Source organism: Haloferax mucosum ATCC BAA-1512 (assembly GCF_000337815.1).
Lineage (GTDB): Archaea > Halobacteriota > Halobacteria > Halobacteriales > Haloferacaceae > Haloferax > Haloferax mucosum.
The window spans coordinates 39,882-53,839 of the sequence record NZ_AOLN01000007.1 but is presented as its reverse complement, the minus strand read 5'-3'; the positions used below and the strand labels follow the sequence as shown (position 1 = coordinate 53,839).

Genomic DNA, 13,958 nt, shown 5'->3' with positions numbered 1-13,958 from the left:
TGTTACGGCGCGGGCGGAGGATTCGGTGGGTTCTGGGACGTTTCGTCGGCTTCGAACGAACTTATTTCCCCCAGAAGGGGTCGCGGCGGCGGTGTTTTTCGAGATAGCCGGACAGCGCTTCGAGTTCGTCAACCGGGATGTCGTCGCGGAGTTCCTGTTCGAGAATCTTCGCGTGCTTTTCGGGGAGGTCGATCCAGAGTTCGTCGCCCTCTTCGATTTGGCGGCCGACGGTCGGGCCGTCGATGGCGACGCTGACACGAGAGCCGGCGCGGGCGCTCGATACGTCTTCACCCTGCTCTTGAATCCCGGAGAGTTGGCCGACGCGGGTCGGCTCGCCGTCTTCCCACTTCATGACGTTCATGTTGTTCTTCAGCGTCCCGGCCATGATTTCGACGCCGACGACGGCGGGATTGTTTTGGCGGAAGACGTGGTCTTTGAGGATGCGGAAGCGACACGGGCGGACGATTTTGTCGAGAATCGTCTCCTGTTGAGCGCGCTTCATCTCGTCGACGAACTCCTCGTACTCATCGACGAGTTGGTAGATGACGTCGTCTTCGAACAGTTTGACGTCGTTTTTGTCGAGTTCGTCTTCGGCGTTCGAGAGTACGTCCACGTTGAAACCGAGGATGACCTTGTGTTCGGGTTCGCGGGCGGTGGAGGCGACGGCGACGTCGCGCGGGGCGATGTCGCCGACTTCGGCGCGGAGGATGGGGACTTCGGCCTCTTGGAGCGCGTTCGCCATCGCTTCGAGACTGCCGAGCGTGTCGGCCTTGACGACGACGCCCTCTTCTTCGGTGGTGACTTCGATGTCCGCGAGTTCGGCTTCGACTTCGCGGATGACTTCGTCGATGTCGCGGTCGCCGACGACGCGAACCGGTGCGCCGGCCATCGCGTCTTCGAGGTCGGGCGCCGCGATTTTGACACCGGCCGCGGCGCGGACCGAATCGACCTTGTCGAACCGCTTTTCGGTGCGAATCTCCGCGTTCGGACGGGGCTGGAGGAGCGCGCGCACTTCGGTCACGATGGGGTCGTTCGCGCCGCCGACGACGACGGTGTCCCCCGCGCGAATCGTCCCGTCGTAGAGGACGACGTCGAGGGTCGCGCCGAAGCCGCGTTCTTCCTTGACTTCGAGGACCGTTCCCGAGCCGGGTCCGGCCACGTCGATGGCCATCTCGTCTTTCATGTAGCGTTGCGAGAGACCCATGAGAACGCCGAGGAGGTCCGGGATACCCTCCCCAGTCAGCGCGGAGACGGGGACGACGCCGATGTTCGACTGGAAGTTTTGAACGCGCCAGTAGAAATCGGAAGAAAAGCCCATATCGGAGAGTTCGCCGATAATCTCGTACAGTTTCTCGTCGAGTTTCGACCGAGCGCGTTTCGATTGCGCCTCGTAGCTCTTCTGGATGGGTTCGCCCTCCTGTGGGTTCCATCCCGGTGTGGTATCGATCTTGTTCGCGGCCACGATGAACGGCGTTCCCGTTCGTTTGAGGATGTCGATTGCCTCCTCGGTCTGTGGCTGGAAACTGTCGTTTACGTCTACCACGAGAATGGCGATGTCGGCGAGCGCACCACCGCGCGAACGGAGCGTGCTGAACGAGTGGTGTCCCGGCGTGTCGATGAACAACAGTCCCGGCAGGTCGAAGTCCTCGGGCTTGACGAGGCTCCCTGCCATTTGCGAAACTGTCTCTAACGGGACCGCGGTCGCGCCGATGTGTTGGGTGATGGCACCGGCTTCACCGTCGCTGACGGCGGACCCGCGAATTTTGTCGAGAAGACTCGTCTTCCCGTGGTCCACGTGGCCGAGGACGGCCACGATGGGTGTGCGAAGCGTATCGGATTGTGATGTCGAATCAGTGTCGGACATGGAGAATCGCCCCGGAGAAAGCTCTTACCGGAATCGAGTCGGTGACTCAAGTTAAGTCCATCGTCACGCCCGTACGCATGGAAACCAAATTCTAGTGTGACAATTGTTGTCGTAATATCGGCGTGTTTCGCGTCGGCCGCCCGTCAGACGTGCCCGTGTCGTTTATGTGAACCGGCGAGGAAGGGGTGTGTATGGCCGACATACTCGCCGAGAACCTCTCCGGAAAGGCCGTCATGGGGTCGGACGGAACGGAACTCGGGATGCTGTACAACATCACGATGAACATGAAGTCGGGCGAACTCAACGACCTACTCGTCCGCCCGAACGAGGAAGTCGCCCCCAGTCGCGTCGCATTCGACCAAGACGAAAATGGCCGCTTCCGCATCCCGGTGAGCCGCGTGCAGGCAGTCAAAGACTACATCGTCGTCCAACGATAGATTCTCAATGCGGATTCTCGACGCTTCTGCTTTCATCAACGAGTACCATACCGAAGACGAGACGGCCTCGATTCCGCTCGTCAAAGAGGAACTAACTGGCGAACACGCCTTCCGTTTCGATGCGCTCGAAGGTGCCGGCATGTACGTCCACATTCCCGGACAGGGTACCGTCGATAAGGTGCTTCGCGCCGCCGGCGAAACCGGCGACAGAGACGTGCTCTCCGAGACTGACTCGCGTCTCATCGCCGCCGCATTCGAACTCGACGCGACGCTTGTCACCGACGACTACGCGATGCAAAACGTCGCCGAACGGCTCAACGTCGCCGTCGAAGTCATCGCACAAGACGGCATCAACGAACAGCGCGACTGGAAGTTCCAGTGTCAGGGCTGTGGACGCGAGTTCGACGAAAACAAAGACCGCTGTCCCATCTGCGGGATGGGGTTGTCGCGGAAGAATCCGGCGTAACCCGGTGTAACCTGCGTTCGCGGTCGATTAGACCATTCCGGTCGCCTGCAGATAGCTGACGACGAACTGCACCGCGTTGAACAGGCCGTGGACGACCGCGGCCACGAGCAGGTTCCCACTTTTCTCGTAGAGGACAGCAAGTACGCCGCCGAGGACGAACACCAACCCGAGCGAGACGTACATGCCGTCGCCCGAAAACGACCAGAGGTGAATCGACGCGAACACCAAACTGGAGAGGACAATCCCCGGAACCGGTCCCCAGAGCCGTCGGAGTTCGCCGAAGACGATGCCGCGGAAGATGAGTTCCTCCATCGGGCCGACGAGGACGATAGTGACGACGGTGAGATAGAGGAAGTACGCCGGATTCCGCTGGCCCTGCTGGTTGATGACGCTGTTCCCGCCTTGGACGTTGAGGACGTTCATCAGTATCGTCGCGCCGAAGTAGACGCCGAAGAGGGCGACGATACCACCGACAATCCAGACTAGGTCGCCGCGGGTCGGCCAGTCGAAGCGAACGAGGTCCCAGTCGTTTCGCGCCGAGAGGTAGCCGAAGCCGACGACGCCGAAGCCGACGAACTGCGCGGCGCTGGAGAGCGCCCCGACGAGTGGGTTCGTCGCCGGGAGGAAGCCGGTGACGAGCCCTCTCGTGAGGTTTCCGAACGTTCCGCCGACGATGAGCGCGAGGGTGACGACGATGATGATGCCACCGTACGCTTGGAAGTGGTCTCCGGGGGACCCGGACGCACGTGCGGAGTCGTGTGCCATTGGGTGCTGTTTGGGAACCCGCGTGGATAACCGGTTCGGGTCGATTCGTTCTCGATGGTTCCACTGGAACCGAAACGAGCCAAAAGCAGTGTGTCGGCTGGGTCCGCTACCGTTGTTCTGGGTTTGAGAGATGATACAGCAGTTCGAAATCGCCCACGTTCTCCCCGGTTTCGAGTACGTCTCGCATCACCGCTTTGTGCTCTTTGTCGATCTCGTGCGGCGAGTCTTCGAATGCCTTGTAGGCCTGTTCGATGTCGTCTGCTTTCATGTAGTACACTAAGAAGTCGCCGTCCTCAGTGTGTTCGAGGAAGGCCGTCTCGGCGTGCATCCCTCCTTTCAGAGTTTCAATCGCCTCGTCCTCACGATTTTGAATCTCGGACATCCACTCTTTGAGTCGTGGGACTTTCCCGTCCGAAACCTTCTGTCTGGTCAATACAATGTCTGCCACGTCTACTGACGTGTACGTAGAAACGAATAACGACTCATATCTGTCAGTGAGTTGTGCCTCCTCGATACTGTTTTATGACCAACCGAACCGGATGCATAATGCAGGGATGACAGATGTTCATCGCTCAAAAATCCCGCGACGAGCGCTCGTCGCAGTCTCTTTCAGTCTTTCCCCGTGGCTCCTCGGTTAGTCGCCGCTGGTAGAATACTCGGCCGTCGTTACTCGTAGCGTAGCTGGCAGTCGTCGCTCGTGGATTGGCTGGCGGCCGTCACCGAAAAATACCCCGTCGATGTCGCGTCCGGTGGTTTCGTCTACTCGACGACGAGTCGCTCTTTTTCGGCAACTGCGTCGGCTTCCTCGAAGTCGCCGCCGCCGAGAAGACCACGGGCGGCGCGTTTACCCCACTCGACGGCCGGCTGGACGAAGGTGTCCACGTTGGCGAGTTCGCCGTAGATGACGCAGGCGGCCTCCATCGCGTAGAGGAGTTCACCGAGACCGTATTCGTCCACGCGGTCGATTTCGATGCGGACGTTCGGTCGGCCAGCGGCGGCGAGACTTGCTTCGGTCGCTTCGAACTCGGCGTCGAGGAGTTCGCCGAGCGAGGAGCCGCCGAGGTACGCGAGACCGTCGAGGTCGGTCTCCGGGATAGAAACGTCGTCGCGGTCGGTCGCGCGGACGAGCGTCACGAGTTTGTCGCGTGGGCCGGCGCGGTATAGTTGGAGTTGCGAGTGCTGGTCGGTCGCGCCGAGCGCGCGAAGCGGCGTCTGGCCGAGACCGTCCTTGCCGAGCGATTCAGCCCACAGTTGCGCGAACCACTCGGAGAACGTTTCGAGCGATTCCGCGTAGGGCATCATCGCGTTCTGGCGCATTCCACGCTCGGCGAGGGCGTACGAAACGGCTCCGTAGGCGTACGCCGGCGAGTCGAAAAGTGAGTCGGAGAGGCGAGATTCCTGTGCGGCCGCGCCGTCCAGAATCGCGTCGATATCGTGACCGCAGATGGCCGCGGCGGCGAGACCGACCGTCGAGAGCACCGAGAAGCGACCCGGCACGCCGTCGGGAACGGGAAGCGACGGCAGGTCGTGTTTTTCGGCGAGGTCACGGAGGTTGCCTTCTTCGCCGGTCGTGACGAAGGTTCGGTCGGCCCAATCGACGCCGGCGTCGGCCATCGCTTCTCGGACGACGAGGAAGTTCGCCAGCGTCTCGGCGGTCGTTCCGGAGCGGGAAACGACGTTGACGACGGTCGAAGCGAGGTCCAGCGAGTCGAGGAGGCGTTCGACCGCTTCGGGGTCAACGTTGTCGAGATAGTAGGCGTCAACGTCGCTTTCGAGGGACTCGGTCAGCGTGGCCGCGCCGAGGGCGCTCCCGCCGATGCCGACGGTGACGACCGCGGAGGGGTCGTCGAATCGGCTCACTGCATCTCGAATCGCGTCGGGGTCGGTTCGTCTCGGGAGGTTCAGCGCTTCGTAGCCGTGTTCGTTCGCCTCGCGGCCACGTTCGATCCGGTTGTGGGCGTCCGCGACGCGCGAGTCGAGTCGTTCGAGTGTGTCACGCGAGACACCGTGGACCGACGCGGTGTCGAGGACGTTCCCGAGGTCTACCTGCATGTCACATCGCGCGTCGTCCGGCGTGAAAACGACACCGGTCGGTTTAATCGACGGGCCTTCTAAGGGCGACTAATGGCAGACGACTACGGCGGCGTCTTCGGCGCGTTTCCGTACGCGTTCCGGCACAGCGAGTCGTGGCTGTTCAAGTTCTACGTGCTCGTCGGTGCCGCCGCGACCGGCATCGTCTCGTTGTTCGTCGTCTTCGGACTCGTCGTTCTTATCGGCGCGACCGCTGGTGTCCCCGGCGGGTCGCTCACGCTCTCGCGGTCGTTTTACGTTCTCGTCGGACTGTTCATCGTCGCGCCGCTCGTCGCTCCGATACTGTTCGTCGCGCGGCGACACCGAAAAACCGGTTCCGACCGCCGATACGACCTGGCGCTCGCGCTCTCGGGATTCGTGTTCATGGCGTCCGTCTACGTCGGTCTCGTCGCGTCCGTTCCACCCGAGTTGCAGACGCCACCGCGTCCAATTACACTCGGCCCGATTATTATCTCGGGCTTCGGACCACTCTCGTTTGGGCCGCTCGTGTTTGGCCCGCTCACTATCTCGTTTCTCGTCCCGGTCGTCGGGTTCCTCTACGACTTGCCGGCACTCTACGGTCTCGTCCCGCCGCTCGCGTGCGCGGCCGGAATTTACGGCGTCCATCGACTGCTTCGCTGACCCCCGGTTTCTTTTTCACCCGGCGACGGCCGCCAGTTCGTCACGGTAGTGGTAGACGACCGCGGATGCACCGAGTCCCACGACGACGAGCGCGGCCGTCGTCCCGTAGTTCGACGCTTCCGCGCTTTGGCCCGCGGCGGCCGCTAACGCGAACGTCGGCAGGCGACCGACGGCAACGAGCACGACGAGCGTCCGCAGTCTGAGCGGCGAGAGTCCGGCGAGCGCACACAACCCGTCGTCGGGAAACGTCGGCAGGAGAAAGAGGATAAATAGCCCGGCGGCACCGCGCCGGTCGGCGAACTCGTCGAAGCGCGCCAGTACGTCGGCATCGACGACGCGCTCGACGTACGGGCGGCCGAACCGGCGCGCAAGAAGGAAGACGACGACGCTTCCGAGTACGACGCCGACCATGCTGTAGGCGGTTCCGACGACCGTGCCGAAGAGATAGCCGCCGACGGCGGCGAGCGCTTGCCCGGGGACGGGTGCGACTATCACCTGCACCGTCTGGACGCCGACGAACACCAGCGGCGCGAACGGCCCAGCCGCGGTGACGACCGACCGAATCCACGCCGGGTCGGTGACAGACGGTGCGACCGTGACGAGTGCGACAGCGACAGTGCCGAACAGTAGCGCACCTGCGCCGAGTCGAACGAGCGTAGCGTTTCGCGCCGCCGACGAGTCGAACAGACGCGGCATCACAGGAACGACGTCGTCTTGAGGCGGGCGTTGGCCGCGTACTTTTTCAGGTACTGGCGCGCGGACGTTCGCGTTCCTCGGGCGACGGTTCGTCCGGCGCGAATCGCGTCCAAGATGTCGGCGGTCGAAATCGGGCCGTCCGATGACTCAACCGAGACCACCGTGTGTGCTTGCCCGACCAACGACGCTCTGTGCGCATCGCTCCCGGCCGTACCCGGAAGTCCCTGCCGTCGGGCGTAGCGCCGTGCTTGCCCGTTTCTGAAACCGGTGAGCGTGTGCGCGTTGTACACTTCGATAGCGTCCACGTCGCGGATACGCCGACGAGACGCCCCGTGTCGGAACGTCTGAAACGGATGCGGGACGACGGCGAGTCCCCCCGACTCGCGCACCTCCCGCGCCGTTTCGGCGAGTTGCCTGCCGCGCTCCGGCGGGTCGTCGATGCCGAGCGCGAGCAAGTGACCGTCGGCCGTGCTGACTTCGACACCCGGAACCACTCGAACGCCGTACTCGTGGGCGATTTCGAACGCCCGTGGGAGCGACCCGACGGAGTCGTGGTCGGTGATGGCGACGGCGTCGAGTCCGACCGCCGAGGCCCGAGCGAGAACCGCTTCGATAGCGGTCTCACAGTCGTAGGAAGCGTCCGTATGGACATGTAAATCGACCGTGAGGGTCGTTGCGGTGTACGTATCCTTGATGCTGGTGGCGGTCAGATTCTCTATTTCTTCCGTGTTCCTGTCCGGCGTGTGTCTGCCTATCGTCTCGCTTCCGCCGTCCGTCATAGGACGCCGAATTCGAGTGCGAGACAGCCTGCGACCGCGATGGCACCGGCGACGCCGACGATGAAGTGTCCGGCGTCGGTCTTGTACGCCTTGTAGTCGGAGGTCATGAGCGGGCAGACGGCGACGATGGTCGCGCCCGCGACCCAGCCGTTCCATATGGGAACGAACTGAAAGAAGAAGTAGTTCGCCAGCACGACGAGATGCGTGTGGACGACAGTCGTGCCGTGGTAGTACGACGTTCCCGACTCGTCACCGAAGCCTTCGCTGTTGTGGCGGATGAGTCGAAGCCCACCGAAGGTGAGGACGACGAAGCCGACGACGGCGCTCACGACCGCGTTCGGTGCGAGCGCGATGTGGTACAGAAGCGCCGCCGACACGAGGTAGGTGAAGATGTCGATAAACGAGTCAATTTGGCGGCCGAACGCCGACGTGGTGCCCGTCTTTCGGGCGTAGTAGCCGTCGGCTTTGTCGAAGACGAATCCGACGAGGACGGCCACGATTGCCCAGTTCGGTTCGTTCGAGACGAACAGAATCGCGCCGACCCACGCCCAAAAGAGCGCGCCCAAACTCAACCAGTCCGCGGTGCCGAGCCGCGAAATCATGTTCTCTCCCGTCGAGGACCGCACGACCTCGCTCGCCCGCGAATCGACCGCGTCCAGTCCACCGCGGAGCGCTGACCTGAGTTCGTCCGTCATGCCTGTCTGCCTGACCAACTCGACCAGTAAAGTATAAATTTAATCGCTATAGTATATATAATTCTAAATTCTATATACGAACGTTCCCGGATAGAGTTATCTGTGACGCATAGACCGGTCTGTCTCGCACAGACCACTCTATCCTGCACAGACCACTCTATATCGGTCGTTAGTACTCCTATACTGGTGGTCCGTGTTCGGTGCTTGACCGCCGGGACCATGGTCCGACGCGGTAGTACGACCGCGTTCGCTCCACGCGGAAGTCGTTGGCCTCGAAGGTCCACTGCGACGGTCGATTGTCGCGGGCGACGAGCGCGTGAACGGTGCCTGCGTCTTGCTTGTCGGCCAACGAGACCGCTCGTGAGACGAGCGTCGTGGCGATACCGCGGTTCCGCGCCGACGGTGCGACGAACACGCGGCGGATGTAGCCTCCAGGAAACGTCACGTCCGTCTCCAGCGGGTGGATGCGGTACGTCAACCCGGGGTCGCCGAGAAAGAGGTAACCGACGGGCGCGGCGTCCGCGCGGGTGTCGCCGTCGGACGCATCTCCGGTCGGGTCGGTATCGGCGTCGAACGCGCACACTGCTCGTTCGTCGTCGCGGAGTTCGGCGAACGCCTCGTGGGTCTGTTCGTACACGCGCGCGTCTTCGGGGTCGAGCGCGCGAACTTCGACGCCGGATGGCGGGTTTCGGGTCTCTACGCCCGCCGTCCGAGCGACGTACTCGTCCATCTGCGTCCCCGTCACCCCGCGTGCTTTCAGCGCGTCGTAGACGCGGTGGGCCGTCTCGGTTCGGGTCAACCGCCAGAGCGCGGGCATCGTTCGTCGGGTCGAAGTCCGGCGAGAAAAACACACCGCCGTCCGAAGGGACCGTCTCGTCCGTCGTCGTCAGCGCCCGAAACGGGGAAAAGGCGCGGTGGCATACACCGTGTGATGACCGAGTCCGAACGAACGGGAACGTTCCTCGTAACCGCCGCCGACGAGGGGTCGGCAGTGTTGAAAGACGTTCACTCCGGGCAGGTTCACGCGCTCTCTTCGAACCCCGGTGTCTCCGAGGACGAAGCCGTCCGCGGCACCGTCGCGCCCGACCCGCCGATGAACGTCTCGTGGCAACTCGTCGAAGTCGAATCCCGCTGGACGCTCTCCGTCGAACAGTCGTCTGAGTCACCGACGAGCCACTCGAAATCCATCGCCGCCGACAACCCCGACAGCGAACTCGTCCGCAAAGAGCGAGCGGGGACGGGCGAAATTCACGTTCTCTCCGTCCCCGACGACATGACAGACCAGACCGTCGAAGACATCCTCGACGACCGCGAAGGATTGCTCTCGCGGGCCGCCAGACTCGAAGTCAACCGCGTCGAAATCCGTTCTCACCCGGGCGTCGTCGCGGTTCGGTACATGCCGTAGTCTTCGGGTTCCTCCGCGCCCGCTTCGCTATCGTTGATTCGCAGTCGAGGATTTTGGCCCGTCGGCGCTCTGGACGCACCAGCCACCGTGGACGGTGCCTTCGCGCTCGACGAACTCGATTTCGGTCTCCTCGCCGAGCGCCGTCGCCCCCTCGGGGTCGAGTCGTTCGACGCGGAGCGTCAGCGTCAGCGCATCGCCGCAACAGCCGACGTCGAGGAACTCCTCCCACTCGTCTCCCGGCGTCGCGTCGCCGTGTACTCGGCGGAGGTAGTTCACGAACCGGTCTGCGGTCAGTTGGTCGTAGCCCCACGCGCTGAGCTCGTCCGGAAAGGAGACGACGACGCTCGTCGCCGTCGATTCGGTCGCCATACATCACGATTGTTGGCCACCGACTATGGGCTTGTCGCGGATTCGTCGGCCGTCCGTCAGACCGTCCCTTGGGGAATCCGGGTATGGATAAGAAACCTTATTCGGCATCGCTCAGGACCGCAACCCATGGTTGAGTTTACGGTACCGGAGGTAGACTACACCCGGTACACGAATCGCCAACTCGCGGCAGTCCCCCTCGCGGTACTCGCGGTGGCCTTGCTGGTCATCGGAGGGTGGTACGCTGCGACTGGTGCGCCGGTGAACCCGGGCGTCGATTTCACTGGCGGCACTGAACTCCGTATCGCAACCGATGCCCCGCAAGACCAAGTTGCGGCGGCCTTCGATAGCTCTCCCGAGTCGATTCGTTCCGTCGCGGCCGACGGGACGTACGTCGTGACCTTCCAAGCCGGAAGCATATCGACGACTGAACTCGAACAGCAAGCCGAGGCCGCAGGCTACGAGGTTCGCTCTATCGACGCCGTTTCAGCGAACTTCGGGTCCGACACGCAACTGCTCGCGCTCGGCGGCGTCGGCGTCGCCTTCGTCGGCATGAGCATCCTCGTGTTTGCGATGTTCCGGTCGTTCGTCCCTTCTATCGCCGTCGTCATCTCGGCGTTCTCCGACATCGTCATTCCGGTGGCGCTGATGAACCTCCTCGGCATCGAACTGTCTCTCGGGACCGTCGCGGCGCTTCTCATGCTCATCGGATATTCGGTTGACTCGGACATCCTCCTAAACAACCACATCCTTCGTCGGTCCGGTGACTTCTACGAGTCCACCGCCCGCGCGATGCGGACCGGTGTGACCATGACGCTCACGTCCATCGCGGCGATGGTCGTCATGACCATCACGGCGACGCTGTTCGGCATTCAGCTTCTCACCGCCATCGGGACGGTGCTCGTCTTCGGTCTCACCGCCGACCTGATGAACACCTACATGCTCAACGTGACGCTCCTTCGCTGGTACAAGTTCGAGGGGGTGGCCCGATGAGCACCCTCCGCGACAACTGGCGGGTTATTTTCCTCGTCGTCGCCATCTTGGTTTCGACGTTCGCCCTGTTCTCGCCGACGGTCGGCTCGCAGTCACCCATCGGTGAGGACAACAGCTCCCAACCCGCCGTCGGCGAGGACAACAGCATGATCAACCTCAAATACGGTCTGCAACTCGATGGTGGGACGCGTATCCGCGCCCCGCTCGTCGGTATCACGGCCGAAGAAGTCGAGTTCAACAACGAATCACAACGCGTCGTCGAACAGCAGGTCGCCGCGCAGTTGGACGGTGCCGACGCGGCCGACGTTATCGCCCGTTTCGGTGCACAGTCCAACACCGTCGAGGTGACTATCGAAAACGTCTCTGACGACGAGTTGCGCACCGCGCTCGACGCCGCGGGATACGCCCACGGCAACGTCAGAGACGGCGTCACAGAGACGACACGTACCGAGACGGTTCGCGTCCTCCAGTCGAAAATAAACGAAGCCGGACTCTCCGGCGGGACGGTCCAGCAGGTGACCACGGCGACAGGCGAGCACTTCATCCTCGTCGAGGTTCCGAACCGTGACCGGCAGGACGTCCTCGACCTCGTCGGCGAACGCGGGACCGTCCAAATCGACATCTACTACCCGACCACACAGAACGGCTCGCGGGTCTACGAGACGCGCGAGGCCGTGTTGACACAGTCTGACTTCACCTCTATCGGGACCGCACAGGAGCCACAGACCGGTGGCGATGGCGGGTTCGTCCCCGTCTCCGTTCGTGAAGAATCCGCTCCGGCCTTCCAGCAGGCAGTCGTCGAGACCGGCGTCGCACAACCCGGCGGGTCGCGGTGTACCTACATGGAAGACGGCGGGAAGAACTCGACTGATCCGTGTCTGCTTCTCGTCGTCAACGGTGAAGTCGTCAACGCGTTCGGGATGCAACCCAGCCTCGCCGACGGGATGCGCTCTGGTGAGTGGGCAAAAGCACCTGGCTTCCGGCTCTCGACGCGCAACATCTCCGAGGCACAGGAGATTGCCATCAACCTCCGCGCCGGTGCGCTCCCGGCCAAACTCGACCTCTCGGGGTCGGACGGCGGCACGTCGTCGTACATCTCCCCGAGCCAGGGTGAGAGGTTCAAGATAGACTCGCTTCTCACGGGTATCATCGCGGTCCTCGCCGTCGCCGGCGTGGTCTTCCTCCGGTACGGGAAACCGCAGGTCGCACTCCCGATGATCGTCACCGGTCTCTCGGAGGTGTATATCCTCCTCGGGTTCGCCGCGGCAATCGGCTATCCGCTCGACCTCTCGGTCATCGCCGGCTTTATCGCCGTCATCGGGACCGGTGTGGACGACCTCATCATCATCGCCGACGAGGTGATGGCGGAAGGCTCCGTGAAATCACGGAAGGTCTTCCAGTCGCGCTTCCGACGCGCATTCTGGGTTATCGGCGCGGCCGCCGCGACGACCATCATCGCGATGAGTCCGCTCGCGGTGCTCTCGCTCGGCGACCTCCAAGGCTTCGCTATCTTCACCATCCTCGGCGTCATCGTCGGCGTGCTCGTCACGCGTCCTGCCTACGGTGACATCCTCCGTCTCCTCCTGACCGAGGACCGCTAACCGCCTGAACGCGGTCTCGTTTTTCGACGGTTCGTCTCTCTCGATTCACACTACGTACGAACTATGAGACATCTGGTAACATACTGATTCTGCATGGGTACTTACTGTTGATTATTCTAACTACAGTATACTCTCCGATAGAATAATATAGACTGTGTCTAAACTATTGATTGAAGCGGGCACTGAGACACCGCCGCCCGTCGGTAATCACGGTGCGCACGCTCCAACCATGGAAGACACTCCACTTCGGCACGGCGACTCGGACGCGACAACGACGACGATGCGGACGGAGACGATGGGGTCTCGAACCCCGACAGACGACGCAGAGTATACGGCAATCGTTGCTCCGTACGACGATGCGCCGGACGAATGTACCATCTTCCCCGCAGGACTCTCCGAGACCGAGATGATGACGACGTGGATTTCCGCACAGGAAGGCGGCTACGTCTCTCTCACAGAGATGCGATAACTACCGCGCACTCACTTTCGTGCGGTACAGCCGGTTTATTTTTCGACCCGAGTTCAGAAATCGCCAAGTGACGACTGTTCGTGGGCGGCCAACAGGTCGGCGCACGTGGCCCACGATTTTCTGGCGCAGTCGGGGAGAATACCGTGTTCGCGGACGAACTCGCGCAGGAAGTCCCGCGTCGTCTGGTCGCTCGGATAGCCGCTTCCGACCGCGCCGTACTCGTCGGCGATGGCCTCAACTCGGCGGTCCCGTTCGACTTTCGCAACGATACTCGCGGCGCCGACGATTGCGTGTTCGTCGTCGGCGCGGTGCTGTGCGTGCACGTCCACGCTGAGTCCTGTCTCTGCCAGTCCGTCGCGGACGCGCCGCCCGAAGCGCGATTCGCTCACGTCGCCCGCGTCGCAGACGAGTTGGTCGTCGTCGGCCGCGACCGCGGCGGCCGCTTCGACCTGCGCCCGGACGGTAAGGCGGTTCATGTCGGTCTCGGGGTCGTCGATAGTCGCGGGTTCGACGAACGCGACGCCGACCGCGACGTCGTCTCGCTCGCGGAGTGTTTCGTTGAGTTCCTCGCGCCGGGCGGCGGAGAGTCGCTTCGAGTCGGCGATTCCGTCGGGAAGCGTCTCCGACTCCGCTCGGACCGCCGCGGCGACCATCGGTCCCAACACGGGACCCTTTCCGGCCTCATCAACGCCGATTCGCATACTTCGTCG

17 protein-coding genes are annotated in these 13,958 nt (G+C 62.7%); 7 read left to right on the top strand and 10 right to left on the bottom strand.

The annotated features are described in order from the left end of the window. Positions 1 to 61: 61 nt before the first annotated feature. Positions 62 to 1,864 carry a translation initiation factor IF-2 gene (infB, locus tag C440_RS05020; protein WP_008318873.1) on the bottom strand — a complete coding sequence of 601 codons (1,803 nt, stop codon included), beginning with the start codon at positions 1,862 to 1,864 and terminating at the stop codon, positions 62 to 64. A gap of 191 nt (positions 1,865 to 2,055) precedes the next feature. Here infB and C440_RS05015 point away from each other — a divergent pair, with 191 nt between their 5' ends. Together C440_RS05015 and C440_RS05010 are read left to right on the top strand one after the other, a co-directional pair. Then, positions 2,056 to 2,301, top strand: a complete 246-nt coding sequence (locus C440_RS05015; RefSeq protein WP_008318870.1) for a PRC-barrel domain-containing protein — start codon at positions 2,056 to 2,058, stop codon at positions 2,299 to 2,301. Between the two features lie 7 nt (positions 2,302 to 2,308). Then, the gene (locus C440_RS05010; RefSeq protein ID WP_008318868.1) at positions 2,309 to 2,767 is read left to right on the top strand and encodes an NOB1 family endonuclease; all 459 of its coding nucleotides are present in this window, start codon (positions 2,309 to 2,311) and stop codon (positions 2,765 to 2,767) included. Positions 2,768 to 2,794: 27 nt separating this feature from the next. Here C440_RS05010 and C440_RS05005 read toward each other — a convergent pair whose 3' ends face one another. The 3 genes from C440_RS05005 to C440_RS04995 all read right to left on the bottom strand — a co-directional run bounded on the left by C440_RS05005 (position 2,795) and on the right by C440_RS04995 (position 5,584). Continuing rightward, positions 2,795 to 3,532 carry a CPBP family intramembrane glutamic endopeptidase gene (locus C440_RS05005; RefSeq protein ID WP_008318867.1) on the bottom strand — a complete coding sequence of 246 codons (738 nt, stop codon included), beginning with the start codon at positions 3,530 to 3,532 and terminating at the stop codon, positions 2,795 to 2,797. A gap of 106 nt (positions 3,533 to 3,638) precedes the next feature. Then, positions 3,639 to 3,980, bottom strand: a complete 342-nt coding sequence (locus C440_RS05000; RefSeq protein WP_008318865.1) for a DUF6176 family protein — start codon at positions 3,978 to 3,980, stop codon at positions 3,639 to 3,641. A 311-nt stretch (positions 3,981 to 4,291) separates the two neighbouring features. Continuing rightward, complete coding sequence (locus tag C440_RS04995; RefSeq protein ID WP_008318863.1) at positions 4,292 to 5,584, bottom strand: hypothetical protein; 1,293 nt, start codon at positions 5,582 to 5,584, stop codon at positions 4,292 to 4,294. Between the two features lie 72 nt (positions 5,585 to 5,656). Between C440_RS04995 and C440_RS04990 the strand changes: the two genes are divergently transcribed. After that, entirely contained in the window at positions 5,657 to 6,244 is a 588-nt protein-coding gene (locus C440_RS04990) for a hypothetical protein (RefSeq protein WP_008318862.1), read from the top strand. Between the two features lie 15 nt (positions 6,245 to 6,259). Here the strand turns inward: C440_RS04990 and C440_RS04985 are convergent, their stop codons facing one another. From C440_RS04985 to C440_RS04970, 4 genes are all read right to left on the bottom strand, one after another. After that, positions 6,260 to 6,943 carry a VTT domain-containing protein gene (locus tag C440_RS04985; protein WP_152417829.1) on the bottom strand — a complete coding sequence of 228 codons (684 nt, stop codon included), beginning with the start codon at positions 6,941 to 6,943 and terminating at the stop codon, positions 6,260 to 6,262. Next, positions 6,940 to 7,719 (bottom strand): CehA/McbA family metallohydrolase, encoded by a 780-nt coding sequence (locus tag C440_RS04980; RefSeq protein WP_008318859.1) that lies wholly within the window; start codon positions 7,717 to 7,719, stop codon positions 6,940 to 6,942. Before C440_RS04980 ends, C440_RS04985 begins: the two co-directional genes overlap by 4 nt. Beyond that, positions 7,716 to 8,414 carry a CDP-alcohol phosphatidyltransferase family protein gene (locus C440_RS04975; protein WP_008318857.1) on the bottom strand — a complete coding sequence of 233 codons (699 nt, stop codon included), beginning with the start codon at positions 8,412 to 8,414 and terminating at the stop codon, positions 7,716 to 7,718. Before C440_RS04975 ends, C440_RS04980 begins: the two co-directional genes overlap by 4 nt. Before the next feature lie 178 nt (positions 8,415 to 8,592). After that, on the bottom strand, positions 8,593 to 9,231 hold the full coding sequence (locus C440_RS04970) for a GNAT family N-acetyltransferase (RefSeq protein ID WP_008318854.1): 639 nt from the start codon (positions 9,229 to 9,231) through the stop codon (positions 8,593 to 8,595). A gap of 114 nt (positions 9,232 to 9,345) precedes the next feature. Here C440_RS04970 and C440_RS04965 point away from each other — a divergent pair, with 114 nt between their 5' ends. Beyond that, the gene (locus C440_RS04965; RefSeq protein WP_008318852.1) at positions 9,346 to 9,819 is read left to right on the top strand and encodes a DUF5812 family protein; all 474 of its coding nucleotides are present in this window, start codon (positions 9,346 to 9,348) and stop codon (positions 9,817 to 9,819) included. A gap of 27 nt (positions 9,820 to 9,846) precedes the next feature. On the opposite strand, the gene C440_RS04960 is transcribed toward C440_RS04965, so the two are convergent. Then, a complete protein-coding gene (locus tag C440_RS04960; RefSeq protein WP_008318850.1) occupies positions 9,847 to 10,188 on the bottom strand; it encodes a hypothetical protein in 342 nt (113 codons plus the stop codon). A gap of 126 nt (positions 10,189 to 10,314) precedes the next feature. Between C440_RS04960 and secF the strand changes: the two genes are divergently transcribed. From secF to C440_RS04945, 3 genes are all read left to right on the top strand, one after another. Continuing rightward, on the top strand, positions 10,315 to 11,178 hold the full coding sequence (secF, locus tag C440_RS04955) for a protein translocase subunit SecF (RefSeq protein ID WP_008318847.1): 864 nt from the start codon (positions 10,315 to 10,317) through the stop codon (positions 11,176 to 11,178). Next, positions 11,175 to 12,779 carry a preprotein translocase subunit SecD gene (gene secD, locus C440_RS04950; protein ID WP_008318845.1) on the top strand — a complete coding sequence of 535 codons (1,605 nt, stop codon included), beginning with the start codon at positions 11,175 to 11,177 and terminating at the stop codon, positions 12,777 to 12,779. The genes secF and secD overlap by 4 nt, the downstream gene beginning before the upstream one ends. A gap of 229 nt (positions 12,780 to 13,008) precedes the next feature. After that, complete coding sequence (locus C440_RS04945; protein ID WP_008318843.1) at positions 13,009 to 13,248, top strand: DUF7511 domain-containing protein; 240 nt, start codon at positions 13,009 to 13,011, stop codon at positions 13,246 to 13,248. Between the two features lie 53 nt (positions 13,249 to 13,301). Here the strand turns inward: C440_RS04945 and rnhB are convergent, their stop codons facing one another. After that, positions 13,302 to 13,949 (bottom strand): ribonuclease HII, encoded by a 648-nt coding sequence (gene rnhB / locus C440_RS04940; RefSeq protein ID WP_008318841.1) that lies wholly within the window; start codon positions 13,947 to 13,949, stop codon positions 13,302 to 13,304. Positions 13,950 to 13,958: the final 9 nt, after the last annotated feature.

Bases quoted from the DNA above. Each gene is read 5' to 3' on its own strand.
- infB (WP_008318873.1), bottom strand. From the start codon at position 1,864: ATGTCCGACACTGATTCGACATCACAATCCGATACGCTTCGCACACCC.
- C440_RS05015 (WP_008318870.1), top strand. From the start codon at position 2,056: ATGGCCGACATACTCGCCGAGAACCTCTCCGGAAAGGCCGTCATGGGG.
- C440_RS05010 (WP_008318868.1), top strand. From the start codon at position 2,309: ATGCGGATTCTCGACGCTTCTGCTTTCATCAACGAGTACCATACCGAA.
- C440_RS05005 (WP_008318867.1), bottom strand. From the start codon at position 3,532: ATGGCACACGACTCCGCACGTGCGTCCGGGTCCCCCGGAGACCACTTC.
- C440_RS04995 (WP_008318863.1), bottom strand. From the start codon at position 5,584: ATGCAGGTAGACCTCGGGAACGTCCTCGACACCGCGTCGGTCCACGGT.
- C440_RS04990 (WP_008318862.1), top strand. From the start codon at position 5,657: ATGGCAGACGACTACGGCGGCGTCTTCGGCGCGTTTCCGTACGCGTTC.
- C440_RS04980 (WP_008318859.1), bottom strand. From the start codon at position 7,719: ATGACGGACGGCGGAAGCGAGACGATAGGCAGACACACGCCGGACAGG.
- C440_RS04975 (WP_008318857.1), bottom strand. From the start codon at position 8,414: ATGACGGACGAACTCAGGTCAGCGCTCCGCGGTGGACTGGACGCGGTC.
- C440_RS04970 (WP_008318854.1), bottom strand. From the start codon at position 9,231: ATGCCCGCGCTCTGGCGGTTGACCCGAACCGAGACGGCCCACCGCGTC.
- C440_RS04965 (WP_008318852.1), top strand. From the start codon at position 9,346: ATGACCGAGTCCGAACGAACGGGAACGTTCCTCGTAACCGCCGCCGAC.
- C440_RS04960 (WP_008318850.1), bottom strand. From the start codon at position 10,188: ATGGCGACCGAATCGACGGCGACGAGCGTCGTCGTCTCCTTTCCGGAC.
- secF (WP_008318847.1), top strand. From the start codon at position 10,315: ATGGTTGAGTTTACGGTACCGGAGGTAGACTACACCCGGTACACGAAT.
- secD (WP_008318845.1), top strand. From the start codon at position 11,175: ATGAGCACCCTCCGCGACAACTGGCGGGTTATTTTCCTCGTCGTCGCC.
- C440_RS04945 (WP_008318843.1), top strand. From the start codon at position 13,009: ATGGAAGACACTCCACTTCGGCACGGCGACTCGGACGCGACAACGACG.
- rnhB (WP_008318841.1), bottom strand. From the start codon at position 13,949: ATGCGAATCGGCGTTGATGAGGCCGGAAAGGGTCCCGTGTTGGGACCG.